The 18,090-nt window shown below is 52.1% G+C and carries 12 protein-coding genes; 6 read left to right on the forward strand and 6 right to left on the reverse strand.

Annotated features, from left to right (window positions below; translation table 11 throughout):
- Positions 1 to 8: 8 nt before the first annotated feature.
- A complete protein-coding gene (locus ACHUEV_RS06990; RefSeq protein ID WP_394178353.1) occupies positions 9 to 1,517 on the forward strand; it encodes a malonate--CoA ligase in 1,509 nt (502 codons plus the stop codon).
- Between the two features lie 44 nt (positions 1,518 to 1,561).
- Here the strand turns inward: ACHUEV_RS06990 and ACHUEV_RS06995 are convergent, their stop codons facing one another.
- From ACHUEV_RS06995 to ACHUEV_RS07010, 4 genes are all read right to left on the reverse strand, one after another.
- The gene (locus ACHUEV_RS06995; protein ID WP_394178354.1) at positions 1,562 to 4,894 is read right to left on the reverse strand and encodes an error-prone DNA polymerase; all 3,333 of its coding nucleotides are present in this window, start codon (positions 4,892 to 4,894) and stop codon (positions 1,562 to 1,564) included.
- On the reverse strand, positions 4,891 to 6,348 hold the full coding sequence (locus tag ACHUEV_RS07000; protein ID WP_394178356.1) for a Y-family DNA polymerase: 1,458 nt from the start codon (positions 6,346 to 6,348) through the stop codon (positions 4,891 to 4,893). Before ACHUEV_RS07000 ends, ACHUEV_RS06995 begins: the two co-directional genes overlap by 4 nt.
- Entirely contained in the window at positions 6,317 to 6,856 is a 540-nt protein-coding gene (locus tag ACHUEV_RS07005) for an ImuA family protein (protein ID WP_394178358.1), read from the reverse strand. The genes ACHUEV_RS07000 and ACHUEV_RS07005 overlap by 32 nt, the downstream gene beginning before the upstream one ends.
- Before the next feature lie 174 nt (positions 6,857 to 7,030).
- A complete protein-coding gene (locus tag ACHUEV_RS07010; RefSeq protein WP_394178360.1) occupies positions 7,031 to 11,257 on the reverse strand; it encodes an ExeM/NucH family extracellular endonuclease in 4,227 nt (1,408 codons plus the stop codon).
- 465 nt (positions 11,258 to 11,722) lie between these two features.
- On the opposite strand from ACHUEV_RS07010, the gene ACHUEV_RS07015 reads away from it, so the two are divergent.
- Positions 11,723 to 12,778 carry a siderophore-interacting protein gene (locus tag ACHUEV_RS07015; protein WP_394178362.1) on the forward strand — a complete coding sequence of 352 codons (1,056 nt, stop codon included), beginning with the start codon at positions 11,723 to 11,725 and terminating at the stop codon, positions 12,776 to 12,778.
- A gap of 24 nt (positions 12,779 to 12,802) precedes the next feature.
- Here the strand turns inward: ACHUEV_RS07015 and ACHUEV_RS07020 are convergent, their stop codons facing one another.
- Both ACHUEV_RS07020 and ACHUEV_RS07025 read right to left on the reverse strand, forming a co-directional pair.
- Positions 12,803 to 13,438 (reverse strand): ChrR family anti-sigma-E factor, encoded by a 636-nt coding sequence (locus ACHUEV_RS07020; protein ID WP_394178364.1) that lies wholly within the window; start codon positions 13,436 to 13,438, stop codon positions 12,803 to 12,805.
- A 1-nt stretch (position 13,439) separates the two neighbouring features.
- Entirely contained in the window at positions 13,440 to 13,955 is a 516-nt protein-coding gene (locus ACHUEV_RS07025) for a sigma-70 family RNA polymerase sigma factor (protein ID WP_394179249.1), read from the reverse strand.
- A gap of 210 nt (positions 13,956 to 14,165) precedes the next feature.
- On the opposite strand from ACHUEV_RS07025, the gene ACHUEV_RS07030 reads away from it, so the two are divergent.
- Genes ACHUEV_RS07030 through ACHUEV_RS07045 form a run of 4 tightly spaced genes read left to right on the forward strand, consistent with a single transcriptional unit; the run spans position 14,166 to position 18,079 of the window.
- Complete coding sequence (locus ACHUEV_RS07030; RefSeq protein WP_394178366.1) at positions 14,166 to 15,446, forward strand: NAD(P)/FAD-dependent oxidoreductase; 1,281 nt, start codon at positions 14,166 to 14,168, stop codon at positions 15,444 to 15,446.
- Positions 15,443 to 16,198 carry a DUF1365 domain-containing protein gene (locus tag ACHUEV_RS07035; RefSeq protein WP_394178368.1) on the forward strand — a complete coding sequence of 252 codons (756 nt, stop codon included), beginning with the start codon at positions 15,443 to 15,445 and terminating at the stop codon, positions 16,196 to 16,198. Before ACHUEV_RS07030 ends, ACHUEV_RS07035 begins: the two co-directional genes overlap by 4 nt.
- Entirely contained in the window at positions 16,198 to 17,355 is a 1,158-nt protein-coding gene (locus ACHUEV_RS07040) for a class I SAM-dependent methyltransferase (RefSeq protein WP_394178370.1), read from the forward strand. The genes ACHUEV_RS07035 and ACHUEV_RS07040 overlap by 1 nt, the downstream gene beginning before the upstream one ends.
- Positions 17,348 to 18,079 (forward strand): SDR family NAD(P)-dependent oxidoreductase, encoded by a 732-nt coding sequence (locus tag ACHUEV_RS07045; RefSeq protein WP_394178372.1) that lies wholly within the window; start codon positions 17,348 to 17,350, stop codon positions 18,077 to 18,079. Before ACHUEV_RS07040 ends, ACHUEV_RS07045 begins: the two co-directional genes overlap by 8 nt.
- Positions 18,080 to 18,090: the final 11 nt, after the last annotated feature.

Here is an 18,090-nt window from a genome sequence, read left to right on the forward strand (position 1 = left end):
ACCATTCGATGGTCAACCCACTCTATGATACATTGTTCGGTCGTCACGCCGGAAAGGCGACCCCATTTCTGCACCTCGAAAACGGACAGACGATCACACATTCAGATTTTCTGGCAAGAACCGCAAGGTTTGCGAACACGCTTGCCGAAATGGGGCTAAAGCCCGGTGACCGCCTTGCTGCGCAGATCGACAAATCCGCCGATGCGCTTGTGCTATACGCGGCCTGCGTTCAGTCCGGACTGGTGTTTTTGCCACTCAACACCGCCTATACTGCGGACGAAGTCAGCTACTTTATCGAAAACAGCGGTGCTGCACTTTTTGTCTGTCAGCCCGAACGGCGTGATGCATTGAAGGACCTCGCAACTGCGACAAACACGCGGTTAGAAACGCTGGGCGTGGCCGGAGGCGGTAGCCTTGCCGATCTTGCGAAAGACCAGCCCGATGTGTTCGAAACTGTCGAACGAACAGTCGATGATCTGGCCGCATTCCTATATACGTCAGGCACCACCGGACGGTCCAAAGGCGCGATGCTAACGCAACGCAACCTTCTATCCAACGCGACGACACTCGTGGATATCTGGGCATTTACTGACCAAGACGTACTTTTGCATGCGCTGCCGATCTTTCACACCCACGGGCTGTTTGTTGCAGTGAATGTCACGCTCATGGCTGGCGGTTCGATGATCTTTATGCCGAAATTCGATCTCGACTTTATGATCGCCAACATGCATCGCGCGACCACGATGATGGGCGTGCCAACATTCTATACGCGTCTGCTTGATGATCCGCGTTTTACCAAAGAAATCGCACAACACATGCGGTTGTTTATCTCAGGCAGTGCGCCTTTGTTAGCCGAAACTCATGTGGCCTTTGAAAACCGAACAGGTCTTCGTATCCTCGAACGCTATGGGATGACCGAAACCAATATGAATACGTCTAACCCCTATGAGGGGGATCGGCGTGCCGGAACCGTGGGCTTTCCGCTGCCGGGGGTTGAATTGAAAATCACCGATCCAGCAACTGGCAAAACGCTTCCCACCGGCGACATTGGCCAGATCGAAGTCCGCGGGGAAAACGTATTTGTCGGTTACTGGCAGATGCCCGAGAAAACGGCGGAAGAACTGCGGGCTGACGGCTTCTTTATTACCGGCGATCTTGGGATGATTGATGATGACGGATACGTCACAATAGTCGGCCGGAACAAGGACCTGATTATTTCAGGTGGCTTCAACATCTACCCAAAAGAAATCGAACTGGTCCTAGACGAACAACCCGGCGTCCTCGAAAGCGCAGTAATCGGCGTCCCGCATACCGATTTCGGAGAGTCCGTGATCGGCCTGATCGTTGCCCAAAAAGGCGAAACGCCAAACCTAGATGAAATCGAAGAAACGCTGAAGCAATCACTCGCCCGCTTCAAACAACCGCGAAAACTGATCATCATCCCCGAACTGCCAAGAAACACGATGGGGAAAGTACAAAAAAACGTACTGCGGCAGGAGTATGCTGGGGCTTTTTAGAAAAACAGCCCACTAACAAGCAGAGTGTTTCGTTCAGATTTGAATTAATGAAAGTCGCGACTAGGAAACAAACGCTTGGCTTGTTCGCGTGGATGTCTAGCACTAGGTGGATTGCGAACCGGACGCGGCGCATCGTCAGATTGGGTTGTGGTATCTCCAATCTCGTTTCCCATAGGATGGCCTAATTCGCTGAGTCGCGATGACATGTCTTCAATATGTTGAGCTATCAGGTGCACAACAGTACCCTCACGCTGCAATTGACCTGTAATACGCAATAGCCTCCCGCCCATCACTGCGCGCCGGAACTGCTCGTATACTTTGCGCCACACTACGACATTGGAAACTCCCGTTTCATCTTCTAGCGTCAGGAAAACAACACCAGACGCAGTACCAGGTCGCTGACGTGTAATTACAAGACCACATACTGTGATCCGTGTTTGAGGGGCCGTAGCGAGAGCAGCATGGGCCATGACGTACGGCATATCGGGGCGCAGCAACTCCATCGGATGAGCCCGTAAGGACAAGCGCATCGCAACATAATCTTCTACCACTTCTTCGCCAAGGTGCATGGCAGGCAGATCAACGGCGGGTTCGCGAATACCCTCTCCCTCGATGGGATCGTTAAATAGAGGCAACGCTTGTCGGCCACGGATAGCTTTAACATGCCATAGTGCATTACGGCGCCCAAGCCTCATGTCATGAAATGCATCTGCTTCCGCGAGGCGCTCTAACACATTGGGAGCAATACCAGCGCGCAACCACAAGCTATCGGGTGCTGGATAACCATTCCCCCGAGCTGCCACGATCCAATCCGCATCATTTTTCCGGAAACCTTTGATTTGACGAAAGCCCAGACGTAACGCCAAGCTATTATCAGCACGGCGCTCAAGGGTGTTATCCCATTCACTATTGTTCACACAGATCGGACGGACTTCGACGTGATGCTCGCGCGCGTCACGCACGATCTGTGCCGGCGCATAAAACCCCATTGGCTGTGAATTGAGGAGCCCACATGCAAAAACTGCAGGATGATGGCACTTGAGCCATGCTGAAACATACGCAAGCAACGCAAAAGCTGCAGCGTGGCTTTCAGGAAAACCGTAATCTGCGAAACCCTCTATTTGTGAAAAGCATTTTTTTGCGATCTCAGCACTATACCCATTGCCCAGCATTCCGTTGATGAACCGTTCGCGGTGTGCGCCGATGGTCCCCATGCGGCGAAAAGAAGCTAGGGAACGTCGAAGATGATCCGCGTCTTCGGCTGAATACCCAGCACCTACAACTGCGATTTGCATCGCCTGTTCTTGAAATAAAGGTACCCCAAGCGTTTTTCGGGTCACTTCTTCAAGCGCTGGTCCAAAAGGCTCGGCTTCTTCGAAGCCCTGTCGTCGACGAATATAAGGCTGCACCATACCGCCTTGGATCGGGCCAGGGCGCACAATCGCAACCTCAATTACCAGATCATAAAATTCACGCGGCTTCATACGCGGCAGGAAGTTCATCTGCGCACGGCTTTCAACTTGGAACACGCCAACGGCATCTGCGGCACAAAGCATTTCATACGTAGAGGAATCTGCTTGTGGAACGCTCGCAATGCTCAGCCGTTCACCACCTTCATGTGCTTCGATTAAATCAAAACATTTGCGAATACAGGTGAGCATACCAAGGCTAAGTATATCAACCTTTAGAATACCAAGGGCATCAATATCGTCCTTATCCCATTCTATTACAGTACGGTCTTCCATCGCCGCATTTTCAATAGGACAAAGTTCATCAAGTCTGCCCTTCGTGATAACAAAGCCACCCACATGCTGAGATAGATAACGCGGAAACCCAATGATTTCGCCAATAAGGCGTATGGTCTGAGCAAGGCGCTTATCGTTTAGATCAAGGCCCAGCTCTCGTATCCGTTCAGGGTCCGCCCCTCCGCTAGACATACCCCAGATTTGCCCTGAAAGATTGGCAGTAACATCTTGAGATAAGCCCATAGTCTTGCCAACCTCACGTATCGCGGCACGCGAACGAAAATGGATGACAGTGGCACACAACCCCGCACGACGACGCCCATATTTGGCGTAGATATGCTGGATTACCTCTTCGCGTCTCTCATGCTCAAAATCGACGTCAATATCAGGTGGCTCACCACGATGCTCAGAAACAAACCGTTCGACAACCATACTAATGGTTTCGGGACTAACGTCGGTAATCCCCAACAGATAGCACAAGATAGAATTTGCTGCAGAACCACGCCCTTGGCAAAGTATCCCTTGAGAACGTGCATATTGCACAATGTCATGCACTGTAAGGAAATAAGCGGCGAACTGCAGCTTCTGAACGAGAGCCAACTCCTTTTTAACCTTCGCATAGGCCTTTTGGGGTACACCACTTGGATAGCGACGTTTTAATCCTTCTTCTGCGAGCCGAGTGAGCCGTTCTTGAGGTGTCTCTGTGCCAGAAATTTCATCAGGATATTCATACGATAGCTCGCTTAAGCAAAACCCGCATCGTGCGGCAATCTCAAGCGAACGCTTTATTGCAGCAGGGTGCGCATGAAACATACGTGCCATATCTGCACCGGCCTTGAGGCGACGTTCTGCATTAGGTAAAGCCCGTGTGCCGATCTCATCAATTGTTATATGTTCGCGCATACAAGTAAGCACGTCAGCTAACTGCCGACGACTGCCATGGTGCATCAGAATATCCCCTAGAGCGACCATAGGCGCGGACGTTCGATGTGCTAAATTGGCACAAGCTTTAAGATACTCATGATCTAAGCCATTATACTTAGGTGCAGCGCCTACAAAAACGTGGCCCGGATAGCAGTGTACCGCTGCTTGTATATGTTCATGCACTTGTTTTGTATGTATATTTTTTTGAGGTAGGGCAATGAGTATTATGCCCGTACATCCCTCTAAAATGTCCGACATATCAAGATAACATTTGCCCTTTTCTGCCCGAGATTTACCAAGAGTTAGAAGACGAGAAAGGCGCGCATACGCAGGGCGGTCCTGAGGCAGGGCAATCCAATCAACCGGGCTATCGCGTAACAACAAGCGACAGCCTACAATCAATTTAGGCAAGCGTGCCCTTTCAGGGCGGGGCAGTTCCATTGAAGGTGAGATAGGTTGGCGACTGCTATGGTCCAGCTGTTGACCCGACTTGATTTTGATCGGCTCAACGGTATCACGAGCAAGTTCCTTCAAAGCTGAATAAGCCCGCACGACACCAGCCAATGAATTGTGATCGGTGATTGCAATCGCAGACAGCCCTAGTTCCACCGCACGCAACACTAACTCTTCTGGATGTGACGCGCCCGTCAAGAAAGTGAAATTAGACGTCACGCACAGCTCTGCATATTCATAGATGGCCTCGGTCACGCGAATTCTCCCTGAACATACCAATTCGGGGATTGCGGCGTATAAAATAGCCAGAGACGGCGGCCTTCTTTGGTATCTATTTTCCAATAATCACGTACGCCAGAGCGCCAGTTGTCATCCGACAGCCACCATTCAGGCGCAATGCGCTCTGGCCCAGTAGCACGCCCTGTAGTCATAGGCATACGCCGCCACCGAAACCTTGCCGGAGGACGGTGCCCGTGAGCAACGATATGTTCAGGTGGAAATAAACGTACTGGACGTGGCCGTATCATCGCCCAAACACCCACAGGCGAAGAATACGCCGCAGGAGAGATAATAAAGCTGCGTTCCGGGATATGGCTGTCAGCGGGTAAAAATCGCTGCACATTTTCCAATCCAATACGTACACCAATCCGGGTAATTAAGTCATCTAACGTATCATTATTCTTTGTTCGGCTATGACTGATTTGTTGGGCGGGGCAAGCTTCGATTTGGATTGCCTCAAGACGCATTTGATCAATACCAAAGCCTGCATCAACCGCAGCTACGCCACGCTCAAACAGTGGCAAGATACGAGCCGCATCATGAAGTGCTTGTGCCAATCGTAGTTCTATATTTTGACTGTCTTGATCTACGCGGCGCAGTGTTAACTGCAATGTACGCGCACCTTGATCATGTACTTTCAGCTTAGCACATAAGCGTTGCAACAGCCGTTCGGTCCCAGCCATTATATCTTCTTTTAGGCCAATAGGCTCTGGTAGTGTCATCTTCACCCCGTAATGAGGTGCGTCTTGTAAAGATGAGATATTATCTGGCTGATCCCCTAACGCCTGATCCAGCCTTAACAATACATTAGGGCCAAAGCGACGAGTTATAGAAGAACGCGGCAAAGCAATAAGATCAGCAATAGTGCGTATTCCAAGGCGCTGCAGATTAATGCATGTTTTTTCTTCAAGGCGCAGCGCTGCGATGGGCAGCCTTGAAAGTTGCGGCACAGTACAAATTCCACCCGCACCAAAATGGGCCATTGCCCAAGCTGCCCCGCGCGTATCCGCTAACCCAATGCGAGCCCCAATCCCAGAACGAGAAAGACGAAACCGCATATCATCTAAGAGCGCCTCTTCCCCTCCGAACAAATGTGCTGACCCCGTGATGTTGAGGGACAAGCCATCGCGCCCCTCAAGGCCAACCCATGGACAATAACGCTTACTCCATCGCGCTAACATGTTTAGAAACCGTTCATCAGCCTTGATATCGGCAGGACGGCTTTGCAGCTCATGGCAAAAGGCACGCGCATCGGAAAAACTCATACCGCGGTATAGCCCTGCCTTTTCCGCCTCTACATTTAGGCAATAAATCCAATCAGTATTACTTTGCTTCTGCGTCAGCGCAAAGGGCGCTGTGGTAGGGTTTATGCGTAGTACCCTCTCACTAGGTAATCTTTCAAACCACAATGATACGACGCGTTTCTGCATCCCATCTCACATTCCAACCAGCGCATGTTCCCGATTTGTTCTTAATAATTTCCCAGCGCTGGAGAGTCGAGTCCTGAGGATCAAAAATAGGTAAACAGCGCCATCGGCTTTCAGCCGCGTTATTACCCATGCCTTCTGGAATGATACATATTCCCGTACAATTGCCTGTCTCAGCGGCCAACTGCAGGCGCCTACCCGCAGTAAAGCTAAGCGGTTTTGTTAATTCAATAACAGTCAAAGAGACCGCACCAGAACGCAAACTCTCCTCAGCAACAGCTAAACCCTCGTCCTGATTTTTGACTTTAGCCATAAGGAGATTTTGGGGTTCTAGATAAATGCTAAATCCCACGGGATTAATTATAGAAGAATGCCATTCCTCGGCAACCCACATCACCGTGCTCTGCACCTGCCCAGCAAATGCAAAAGCAAACGGCACAGCATTCGGACCGCATACTTCGTGCATGCGACCATGTTTGAGAGGAAAGTACGTAAAGAAATCAGACATCATTGAAGATAATACACAAAGATCGACCGAATTGAACGAATGTATTTACGCGACAACTACGCAAGCTGATCAGCCCCCGAAAAGCATGTCCTGTCTAATTCACTCTATGTGGCGTACTGACGACCCAAATGTGAAGGGCGCAACACGCTGCTGCGCCCTTCGTTACCGCCAAATATCCTATGTCATAATCAGGTCATCGGGTGTGCTGAAGTCCAACCCAATGATCAGTGGGTCGTGGTCGGATGACGCGTAGACGCCGTCGTTGTAGAACGCGGGATCGTTGAAGTCGGTGTCGTATCCGATCAAGTCTGGTTCATCGGCGTTGATGTGCCATTCGGTGACGCCTGTCACGTTGTCCGCGATTTCGCTATCGCCTAGCCCTTGGTCAAGCGTGCCTCGCTGCCCGTTGAAGACGTATGAATAGGCATCGTCCTGACCAATAAATGCGTCGATCAGATCGGTTAGCCCGGCGTCGTCATCAAGGTACTGCACTGCATCTTCTTCAGCGTATGAGTTCATATCGCCCAACAGAAGATAGTTGGTGACGCCTCCACCGTTGTAGTCGGTTGCGATCCAGTCGGCGAGTTCGACCGCCCCGTCTAGGCGCACAGCGTTCCAGAACCCCTGACCGTCGCCTTGGTCAAAGTTTGGATCGGCGTACAGATCGGCCAGCAGGTTTGAGACCTCTGTATAATCAGCCGAGCCTGCATTGGCGCTATTTGCCAGCCATGCCTCGGCCGCATCCGCAACGTCTTGCAGGTCGCTATCGCCTTTGGATTTAAAGTGCGAAGAAACCACAGTGAAGGTTTCGCCGCTCTCATTATCAGTAAAGGTTGCAGCAACAGATGGGCGGTTACGCTGGTAGTCGTTGAATTCTTCACCAACAAGCCCGCCAAGTGATGACGCAATGGCATAAGTCGCGTCAGCCGAGGCTTCGTCGAACACGATGTAATCCGAATAAACCAGCGTCACCGCAGAGCTATCGTAGATGATGCCAGTCGTGATCGCATCTGTCCCTACGAAATCGCCTGTGCCAGTTGGATCGACATAGGCGTATGTGGCACCCGTGCCTTCGGCGTTCAGGATATCAACAACGGCTCCGATTGCTTCGGTGCCGTTGTTTTCAATCTCTTGCAGGGCGACGACTTCGGCGCCCGTTCCGATGATCCCTTCGGCGAGTTTCGATGACTGGCGGTCGAATTCATCTTGGTTATCGGCGCCACGTGGGTTTAGGTCGCCGTCTGGCCCTGTCCCACCCGAAAACGTCGTGAAGAAGTTCAACACGTTATAAGAGGCAACCTGAAGTGTTCCACCAACATCGGCTGGTGCTGCTTCGCGCGCGCCCGAATTGGTTGCTTCGACGAATTCAATCGTGTCAGTCACGTTCAGCGTCCACTCATCAAACGCATAGGTCAGAACGCCATCGACAGAGCCGTCGACTTCGGCGCCAAGCCGAACAGTTGTTCCCGTGTCCGAGAAATCATCCCCGCTATCGAGGATACCATCCCCATCATCACCTGCACCGCCCGGTAGATACGCGAATTCGGTCGGGTTCTGGGCCGATGATCCGTCGTCCAACAAGAGGCTCGCGTTGTTATTGGCTTCGGTAAGTGCCGCGATCTCATCTGCTTGGGTCTGCGCGTCATAGATCTGAGTCGGTTGGGTTTGGACGCCCGCCGCGATAGAAATCTGCCCATAGCGGTCGAGATTGTAGTTCTCGGTTACGGTCAAGGCTTCATCTGTTCCGGTTTCAACCGACAGCAACATCCCCTCGAGCGCTTCGTAGTTTGGCGCGATTTCTGGGGAGAGTGTAACAGTGGTAAGCGCCGGTAGGACGACGTTGGAATATGTGACCTCAAACGACGTCACATTGGTGATCTCAGTTAGTCCGAAGAATTCAGTGACTGTACCAGTGACCTGCACCAGATCGCCGACCGATACCGCATAGGCACCAGCGGTGTAGACAAAGATGCCCTCGGACGTCAGCGCATTCCCATCGCTGTCAGCATCTTCTTCTTGAAGATAGAAACCGTCATCCGTGGCAAGCGTTACCACTGCGGAAACGGCTACGTCTTGCCCTTCATAGGCCGATGCGTCGCCTTCGCCTTGGATAGTTGAGATGAGCATGATCTCGGGCTCTGGATCGACAGTTGGTTCTTCGGGATCCGACGTTACGATAACATTGTCGAAGTAAATCGCCTCGGATGACGAATTGCTGTCAAACTCAACAATCAATTGCGCTGTGTTTATATCTTCTCCCAATGTGGTCGATAGATTCATCCATGCGCCTTCGATGTCCATATCGTCGATATCTTGGCCAGTGCTATCGAGCAACGAAACTGTACCCTGATCCGTGACAACGTAGATATTGATCAGATCGTCGGCCTCCCATCCGGTGGACTGGACGAATGTATCAAGCGATAGAGTCACTTCGCCCACGGCCGATAGGTCGATTTCGTCGAAGGTCATAACTAGCAAACCATCTGCATCGGACAGTTCATAGCCCTGCATGCCATCCGTAAATTCGCCGACGGTACCAGTATAGTTTTGCACCCCGATGAAATCAGCGTCAGAAATGCCGGTATCTTCACGTGTGTTGACCCAACTAAGATCGTAGCCCAGCTGCCCAATTGAAGCATCGGTACTGTCAACTGTCGCAAGCCCATCGACGTTGATCAGGTCAACTGTTTCGCCAATCCCAACAAGACTACCGTCAGCCGCATCGAAAACATACTTGTCGCCAGCTGCCTCGGTCTCAAAGCTCTGACCGATGTAAAAGACCTCTTTTATCGTGATGTTGTCGACATAAAGCGTCTCAAAGCTCGCGTTGCTATCAAGCTCGACGATCAAGGTTGCTTCGGTCACATCAGCGCCAAGCGTCGCGGTTAGAGTTTGCCAAGCGCCTTCAATATCAAGATCGTCAAGGTCGACACCTGTGGTATCCAACAACACGACTGTGCCTAGGTTTGTTTGGACATAAATGCTGACTAGGTCGTCAGCCTCCCATCCGGTTTCTTTGATGAACGCATCAATAGAGATTTTCACGATTGTTGAATCGGCTCTTGCCGATAGGTCGACCGTGTCAAACGTCAGGCGCAGTAGGCCGTCAGCGTCTTGCATCTGATACCCTTGAACACCTTCCGAGAAAGCGGTCACATCAGCCGTATGCTTGGTTACGCCGATGAAATCACCGTCAGAGATTCCAGTGCTGCCGCGTGTATTCACCCATGACAAATCAAAACCCAAAAGACCTTCAGAGGCGGCAGTGCTGTCAACGGTTGCGCCCCCGTCATTCGTAAGATCCACTTCTGCCCCGATTGGAAGAACGGAACCGTCGGTGTCAGCTGCAGTGAATTTGCGCCCCTTCGCTTCTGTCTCGAACCCTTGAGTCAACATAATCGGATCCCAAATATCATCGACAGAGACCGTTAGGTCTGCACTATCTGATCCACCAAATTCATCAGTCACCGTAACCGTCAATTCATAGACGTTGTCACCATCTGCATCGGCGGGAGCCTCAAAATCTGGGCCAGTCGCAAATGCAACTTCACCTGTGCTGGCATCAATTGTGAACAACGCCGCATCCGCGCCTGACAGGCCATAGGTTAACACGGCACCGCCATCGGCGTCCTGCGCAGTAATGCCCGCCGCGACTACTGTGGTGTTTTCATCAAGCGAAATCGCCGCATCATCAATGGTCAATACAGGCGCGTCATTTGCGCCGGTTACAGTCACGGTGACCGTTGCAACATCCGTTCCACCCAAACCGTCGTCGACTGTATAGGTAAACGTATCCGTCACGACTTCGCCTTCGGCCAATGCATCAAACGCGGCACCGGGAAGATAGGTGATCTCTCCATTCACAAATGCAATTTCGGCGCCCAAAGCAGAGGTGGTATCAACCGCTGTGATCGCAACAGTGTCACCATCAAATTCGCTGTCGTTCGCAAGCAAATCCTCGGCGCTTAGTACTGTCTCGATGTTTTCAACCGCCGTAGCAGTATCGTCACCCGCAAGAACCGCATTGTTACGTCCATCAAGATACAGGGTGTAATCATCGGCTTCGAAATATAGAGCCTCAACCTGTTTGATGGTAGAAATCCCAGCAACATTGCCATCTTCGTCAAAGGTCGTGACCAGTGCCGTCGTGTTCTTCTTGCAGCCGAAAACCGAAAGGCTGACATCAAGAATGGAGCCTTGGAAAGTCACCGTATCAAAGCCGCGCCCACCATGAATGAAATCAAAACCAGACGAAGCTGCGATCACATCATCACCACCACGACCAAAGATCAGGTCATTACCATCGGTACCGCCGAGCACATCATCACCCCGGCCACCAAACTCAAAATTCGGCCATTGCGGTGCCTGACGATGCGATGCTTTGTTAAAATTCCAATGTTTCATAATTAACCCCCAGGTTGCTTTGATGTTAAAATGTGATTTTCATCTTTCAGTAACACTCACATGAAAAAAGCCAGACGAGAAATGGTATTTCACGTACAACTATCGCGACCAGCTAACTCACGTAGCGTCAACCTGAAAGATGACTGGAATTTAGCCAAATACGCCAAAGCTTTACGGTGACTTGGAGCGATCAAGACAACGATTTGATCTCTTGACTGCGCTTGTCTACTGAAATGCGCCCACTTAGCAGAGCATTATCTCGGAAGTAAAAAGACCGCCCATTCGGCCTTGGCTAGATTCCATTTCCAAATGTTGAACTTGCATTGACCGATTGACAATCACGACTGATATATGTTGATAAAATAAGTCAGATTTAGCATCTAGCAAGTTAATGACCAAACCGGATTACCGGTAGCAATGGTCATGGGCAAGCCAAAGCAAAACCTAAGCTTGCGGGACCCTAATATGCACTCACCACTCGACAACTCCGTATGCTGCGATGCCTCTAGCAAGAGTACTGGTAACTATTCAGGCGCTACACCCAAAGACCTGCTTGCGCGCATTCAAGACCATGTCGAAGAATATGACCTGCCCTCAAAACGAGCGGCTAATCGGCTCGACGTTGAATATGGTAAGTCGCGGGTCTCCTACGCTGTTGGTGACACAGGTTTCAGCGTTGGCATTACAGCCAAAGATAGCGGGCAAGTGTACCAAACTCGAGAAGCCGTAAACTATCTTCTCGATCACGTCTTTCCGCAAGCCAGCCAAGAAATGACCTGGAGTGGCGAGGAAATCTCGAGCACCAATCCACCAAATTTCCAGATTTGTCACGTGCTATCAGTCAGCCGCGTTTCGGCGAATTTTTTGCGCGTAGTATTGAAATGCGAAGATGTAACAAGGCTATCCTCTGGAGCGATGCATTTCTCGCTACTGATCCCACCAGAGGGCCAGCCGGTGGTCTGGCCGACGCTAAACGATAGGAAACGTACCGTGTGGCCGACCGGTGACGAAAAGCTTCACCGTGCGGTCTATACTTTTGTTGATTTCGACCTCGCTGCAAACAGCTTCAGCTTCGACATTTACGAACATGCCGGTGGTCACACAACGCGATGGGCCCAATCGGCCCTTCCGGGCAAAGTTGTCGGTATCACTGGTCCAGGTGGAGGCGAGTTTCCGGTCAGTGACAAGTTGCTAATGGCTGGTGATGAGACGGCTCTTCCAGCAATCCGGCGCATACTGGCTTGCGCACCCAAGCACACAATTGGCCTTGCCATCATCGAAGTCGGCGACCCAAGTGAAATCATTCCTTTCGCTTGCCCGGAAGGTGTTCAAATCGATTGGGTCGTACGTACGAAGGACAACGGACTTTGGACAAGACTATCCCAAATTAGACACGTTCCCAAAGACACCTTTGTCTGGCTCGCCACAGAACGTGAAATAGTGCGCAAGGCAAAAGACGCTTTCCTAAAAATGGGCATCGATAAAGCTGCTAGCTATTTTTCACGGTATTGGGTCGCGTGATCCAGTTAATAGATCGCGATAACATCATATCCCAAACAGCGGCTGCAAGATCCTTGGCACCAATGACGTGAACCGCAGCGGTGCGTCGGTTGCGGCGAGGCAGATGCATGCTTCGCCCGCGTCTGCGATTGGTGTGTGTTGCAAATCTTGATCTGCCACTTCTAGGTCACCAACACCGAACCGGCCTGTTTCATCGCTGAAACTGCCCTGCAAGACGAGCGTCAGTTCAAGACCGTTGTGACCGTGATCCGGGACTGCTTGTCCCGGTGGGATATATAGCAGTCGCACGCTTCCTTCTGAACCTCCCGCGAGAATGCTTTGCCGGACGCCAAGCCCAAGCGATCGCCAACGCGGCTGTTTGCCTCTTAGGGCCTCCATCACGGGTCCGGGATAAACACCAGCGCGCTCAAAGGTCGGTTTTGGTACTGTCGGTGTATCAAGCAAAGCCATAACATCTGATTTCAACGCGTCAGACACATCTACCGTGTCCACGGTTTCCAATACCGCCCCACCGGCTGCTTGATGCGCCTCAAATCCCGCACGGCATTCAACGCATAGCGAAATATGCGCAGCAACGACAAGCGCATAGGGATGCGGCAGGTTGCCTGCAGCATAGGATGCCAACAGCGCGTCAGGCATATGATGTGCAATCTGGTTCATTTTAACGCATGTCCTTCAACTCGTGACGCAACCGTTCCAGACCAAGCCGGATCCGTGACTTAATTGTACCCAGCGGCAACCCCGTCTGAGAGCTGATCTCCTGATGGGTCAATTCGCCCATGTAAGCTTTTTCGATCACTTCGCGCTGATCCGGAGCAAGCTTACTCAGCGCAGTTTTCAGATGCCCCGCTTCTTGCTCTAGCGCTACGATTTGAGTCGCGTCAGCCTCGGCTTCGGGCTCTTGTGTCAGTTCTTCGGGCATTGGACGCCCTTCTTTTCGGATCATGTCGATCTGACGATTACGTGCGATTTGATAAATCCAAGCCGACACCTGCGCCCGCGCCGGATCAAATTGCCCCGCTTTGCGCCACACCGTAAGCATGACATCTTGAACAATCTCTTCGGCCTGCCCAGCGCTTAGCCCCGAACGCATGACAAAGCCTTTCAAGCGCGGCGCAAAAAAGTCAAACAAGGATACAAAAGCTGATCTATCACGCTCGTCTCGCACGGATAGCATCCATGTCGTGTGGATCGAGATTTTTGGGGACTTTGACGCCACCTGCTTAATATCCTTTTGACGCCCCACAACAGAGCATCGTTCAGCAATTTCGATATCGAGGCTCGCGTTCAACATAAACCTATTACGGACGCAGATGAAAGTTGGATCAAAAATGATCCAATTATTCTTTCGAGGCGTAATACTTACGAAGATGCCACAGGAGCTAGAATGTCACTCGATATACTTCCCCACCGCGAACAACGCATTGCGATTATTGGCGGGGGCATATCTGGCCTTGCAGCGGCTTACCTGCTAGCGCCCAACCACTCTGTCACATTGTTCGAGGCGGCGCCAAAGCTGGGTGGTCACGCGCGCACTGTTGTTGCGGGCCGAAACGGTGATCAGCCTGTCGATACTGGCTTTATCGTGTTCAATTATGCGAATTACCCACACTTGACGCGCATGTTTCAGGACCTCGACGTGCCTGTCGCCAAAAGTGACATGACATTTGGCGCTTCGATCAACGACGGCCAAATAGAATACGGGCTTCGGGGGCTGCGCTCACTTGTTGCGCAACCACGCAACCTCATGCGGCCCGGTTTTCACCGTATGCTGCGCGATATCCTGCGCTTTAATAAAACAGCTGAAGCATTGACCGAACATTCAAGCGTCACGATTGGCGAATTGATGCGTTACCTGCAACTAGGGGAGTGGTTTCAACGGTATTACCTCATGCCGTTGTGCGGTGCGATCTGGTCCACGCCTCCTTCCGAAATTCGGTCATTTCCTGCCCGCGCCTTGGTCCAGTTTTTCAGGAACCATGCATTGCTAAGCACATCGGGTCAGCACCAATGGTGGACCGTGGATGGTGGTAGCGTCGAATATGTACGCAAGCTTGAACACCACCTTCGGGGCCGCGGCGTAGCGATCCGCACTAAGACCGCAGTGCAGCGTGTAACCCGCACTAGTCATTCCGTCAGCATTCACACTGCAGACGAACCGAAAATGGCTTTTGATCAGGTCATCTTTGCCTGCCACTCGGATCAGGCCCTGCGCATCATTGAACGGCCCTCGTCCCATGAAAGAGCTGCCCTATCCGCCATACGGTTTCAGGACAACCAGATGATCCTGCATCGTGACAAAAGCCAAATGCCAAAGCGCAAAGCCGTCTGGTCAAGCTGGGTCTACAAAGCCGATACAACAAAACCAGAACCCACAATTGGCGTAACCTATTGGATGAATAGGCTACAAAATATTCCCGAAAGCGATCCGCTTTTTGTATCATTGAATCCGTCAACACCTGTACCAGAACATATGATCTACGATCAAAAGACGTTCCGGCATCCGGTGTTTGACGCGCCCGCGCTTGCCGCGCAGGATCGGCTGACCCAAATCCAAGGTCAGAACAATACTTGGTTTGCGGGTGCTTACACCCGACACGGGTTCCACGAAGATGGCTTTGCCAGCGCGGCACGTATCGCACGTCTGATGGATCGACAAACTGTATGAAACACGTAGCTGAACAGATAGCAGGCGTAACAACACACACCAGACGTGGCGCGATCCGCCATGCGTTTCGCTATCGGGTAGATTTTGTGATTATCGACCCAGAGGCGACGGGCACAGGCCCGCAGCTATTTTCGCGTAACCGCATGAATCTGGCATCTGTTTTTGATCGGGATCATGGGGGGGCCTTACACAAGGGCCACGGCCCGCGCTGGGCACGGGATGTTCTTGCCGATCATGGGCTGACCGCTGCGAAAACCCAGCTTTTGCTGCTGACCCAGCCGCGGTTTTGGGGACAGGTTTTCAACCCGGTTAGCTTTTGGCTGGCTTTTCAACATAACGCTTTGGTCGCTGTCATTGCTGAGGTATCGACACCCTTTGGTGACCGTCATTCATATCTATGCCACCTGCCTGATTTTGCCCCGATCACTGCAGAAGCAAGGCTAGAAAAGCCAAAGTCACTGCATGTTTCGCCATTCCAGCAGATCGAAGGCGGTTACGAATTCGGCTTTGACATCCGCCCCGACCAAATCGCCATTCGCATCATTCATAAAAACGGTGACGAAGGCGTCGCCGCGACCCTTTCTGGGTCACGCGCTCCTATGACGAATACCGGGCTGCTTTATGCGTCGCTACGCCGCCCATTAGGCGGGCTTCGTACAACGATACTTATTTATTGGCAGGCCCTGCGCCTACGGCTGAAAGGCGCGAAATATCGGACGCGCCCTGCCCCACCAAAAACCGAGGTTACATAATGCTATTTCTAACAAAACGCGTAAAATACGACTTTCTGGAAACCTGCGCGCAGATAACGACGGGTAGCTTGCGGCTCCGCACGCCAGAGGGCGAGATTTTCGATTTTGGGCATGGAAACCCTTCGGCTGAAATGCAAATCTTTGACTGGTCAGTCGTTACGGCGATTGCCGCACGCGGTGACATCGGGCTTGGCGAAACTTATGTGGCTGGTCTGTGGGAAACACCGTCTATCGCGGATTTGGCTGAAGTCGCGCTTAAGAACCTCGATCAGTTCAGCGGCTACGCCTATGCCGGGTTCTGGAATACGCTGAAATTCCGGGTTGTGAACCGGTTGATGCGAGCAAATTCGCTAAGCGGCGCTTCGCGCAACATCCGTGCACATTACGATGTCGGGAACGAGTTCTACCAGCTTTGGCTAGACGAAGGCATGACCTATTCCTCTGCCATGTTTGCCGACAATGACCAAGACCTTGGTCGCGCGCAAAACCGCAAGTACGATCGGATTCTAGACAGATTAAACAACGCCGAACGTGTGCTGGAAATCGGTTGCGGTTGGGGCGGGTTCGCTGAACGCGCGACTGACACAGGGCGACATGTAACGGGGCTCACTATTTCGCCCAGCCAGAAAGGTTACGCAGATGCACGCCTTGATGGCCGCGCTGACATCAAGTTGCAGGACTACCGCCAAAGTACGGGAAAATACGATAACATCGTGTCGATCGAAATGATCGAAGCCGTAGGCGAAGCCTATTGGCCGACCTATTTCGCAACGATCAAGGCGCGGCTTGCCGAACAAGGCAGCGCTATGATCCAAGCGATCACAGTTCCCGACAGCTATTTCGACACCTACAGACGCAGTTCGGATTACATCCGCCAATATACATTCCCGGGCGGCATGCTGCTTTCAAATGCTGTGATCGCAGATCAAGCGTCGCGTGCGGGCCTAATCGTGCGCGACAGTCACGCGTTTGGGACCGACTACGCGACAACCTGTAACGCTTGGTACCAGCGTCTTGACCAGATGTCGGACCGCATCAAGCGGCTTGGCTACGATGAAAGCTTTCTGCGGAACTGGCGTTTCTACCTAAGCATCTGCGCTGCCTCGTTTAAGACCGGACAGACTGATGTCGTGCAGGTGGAACTCACCCATGCCTGAGGTCATTTGGATCATCGGCGCGACCGAAGGCATCGGCGAGGCTCTGGCCCGGGCATGGGCGTCACAAGGGGCACGGTTGATCCTTTCTGCACGATCATCGGAAAAACTGGATCGGCTCATCGCAGAGCTGGGAAGCCAGCACATCGCGATCCCATTAGATGTCGGCAAAAGATCAACCATCGCCGCAGCGGCGGACCAGATCAGCCGCATCGGACCATTGGACCGCATCATCCATCTGGCGGCCCTGTATGATCCCGGGAAGGTCGCGGAAATAGATCCGGATAAAGCCGCAGAGATCGTCAACGTGAACCTCACCGGCAGCTTCCACATCGCGCAGATTGCACCGCCCTTGCTGAAAAAAGGTGGTCAACTGGCTCTGTGTGGGTCGGTGGCGGGTTATATCGGATTACCCCAAGGGCAGATTTATTCGGCCAGCAAAGCAGGTGTCATCAACCTTGCGCAGACACTGCGTAGCGAATTGGCGGGTACTATTGACGTCCGGCTCATCAGCCCCGGATTTGTCGAGACCCGGCTAACCCAACGAAATGACTTTACCATGCCCGCGATAATCACTCCGCAAAAGGCGGCGGACGCGATCATCAAGGGTCTTAAATCTCGGCTGTTCGAGGTGCATTTCCCACGCCGTTTTACCTACATCCTCAAAGTGATCAGCGTCCTGCCCTATTGGGCGTCACTCCCTCTTTTGCGTCGCCTTACCCGCTAATTGCGGTCAGT

It is taken from the genome of Yoonia maritima (assembly GCF_043641945.1).
GTDB classification, from domain to species: domain Bacteria; phylum Pseudomonadota; class Alphaproteobacteria; order Rhodobacterales; family Rhodobacteraceae; genus Yoonia; species Yoonia maritima_B.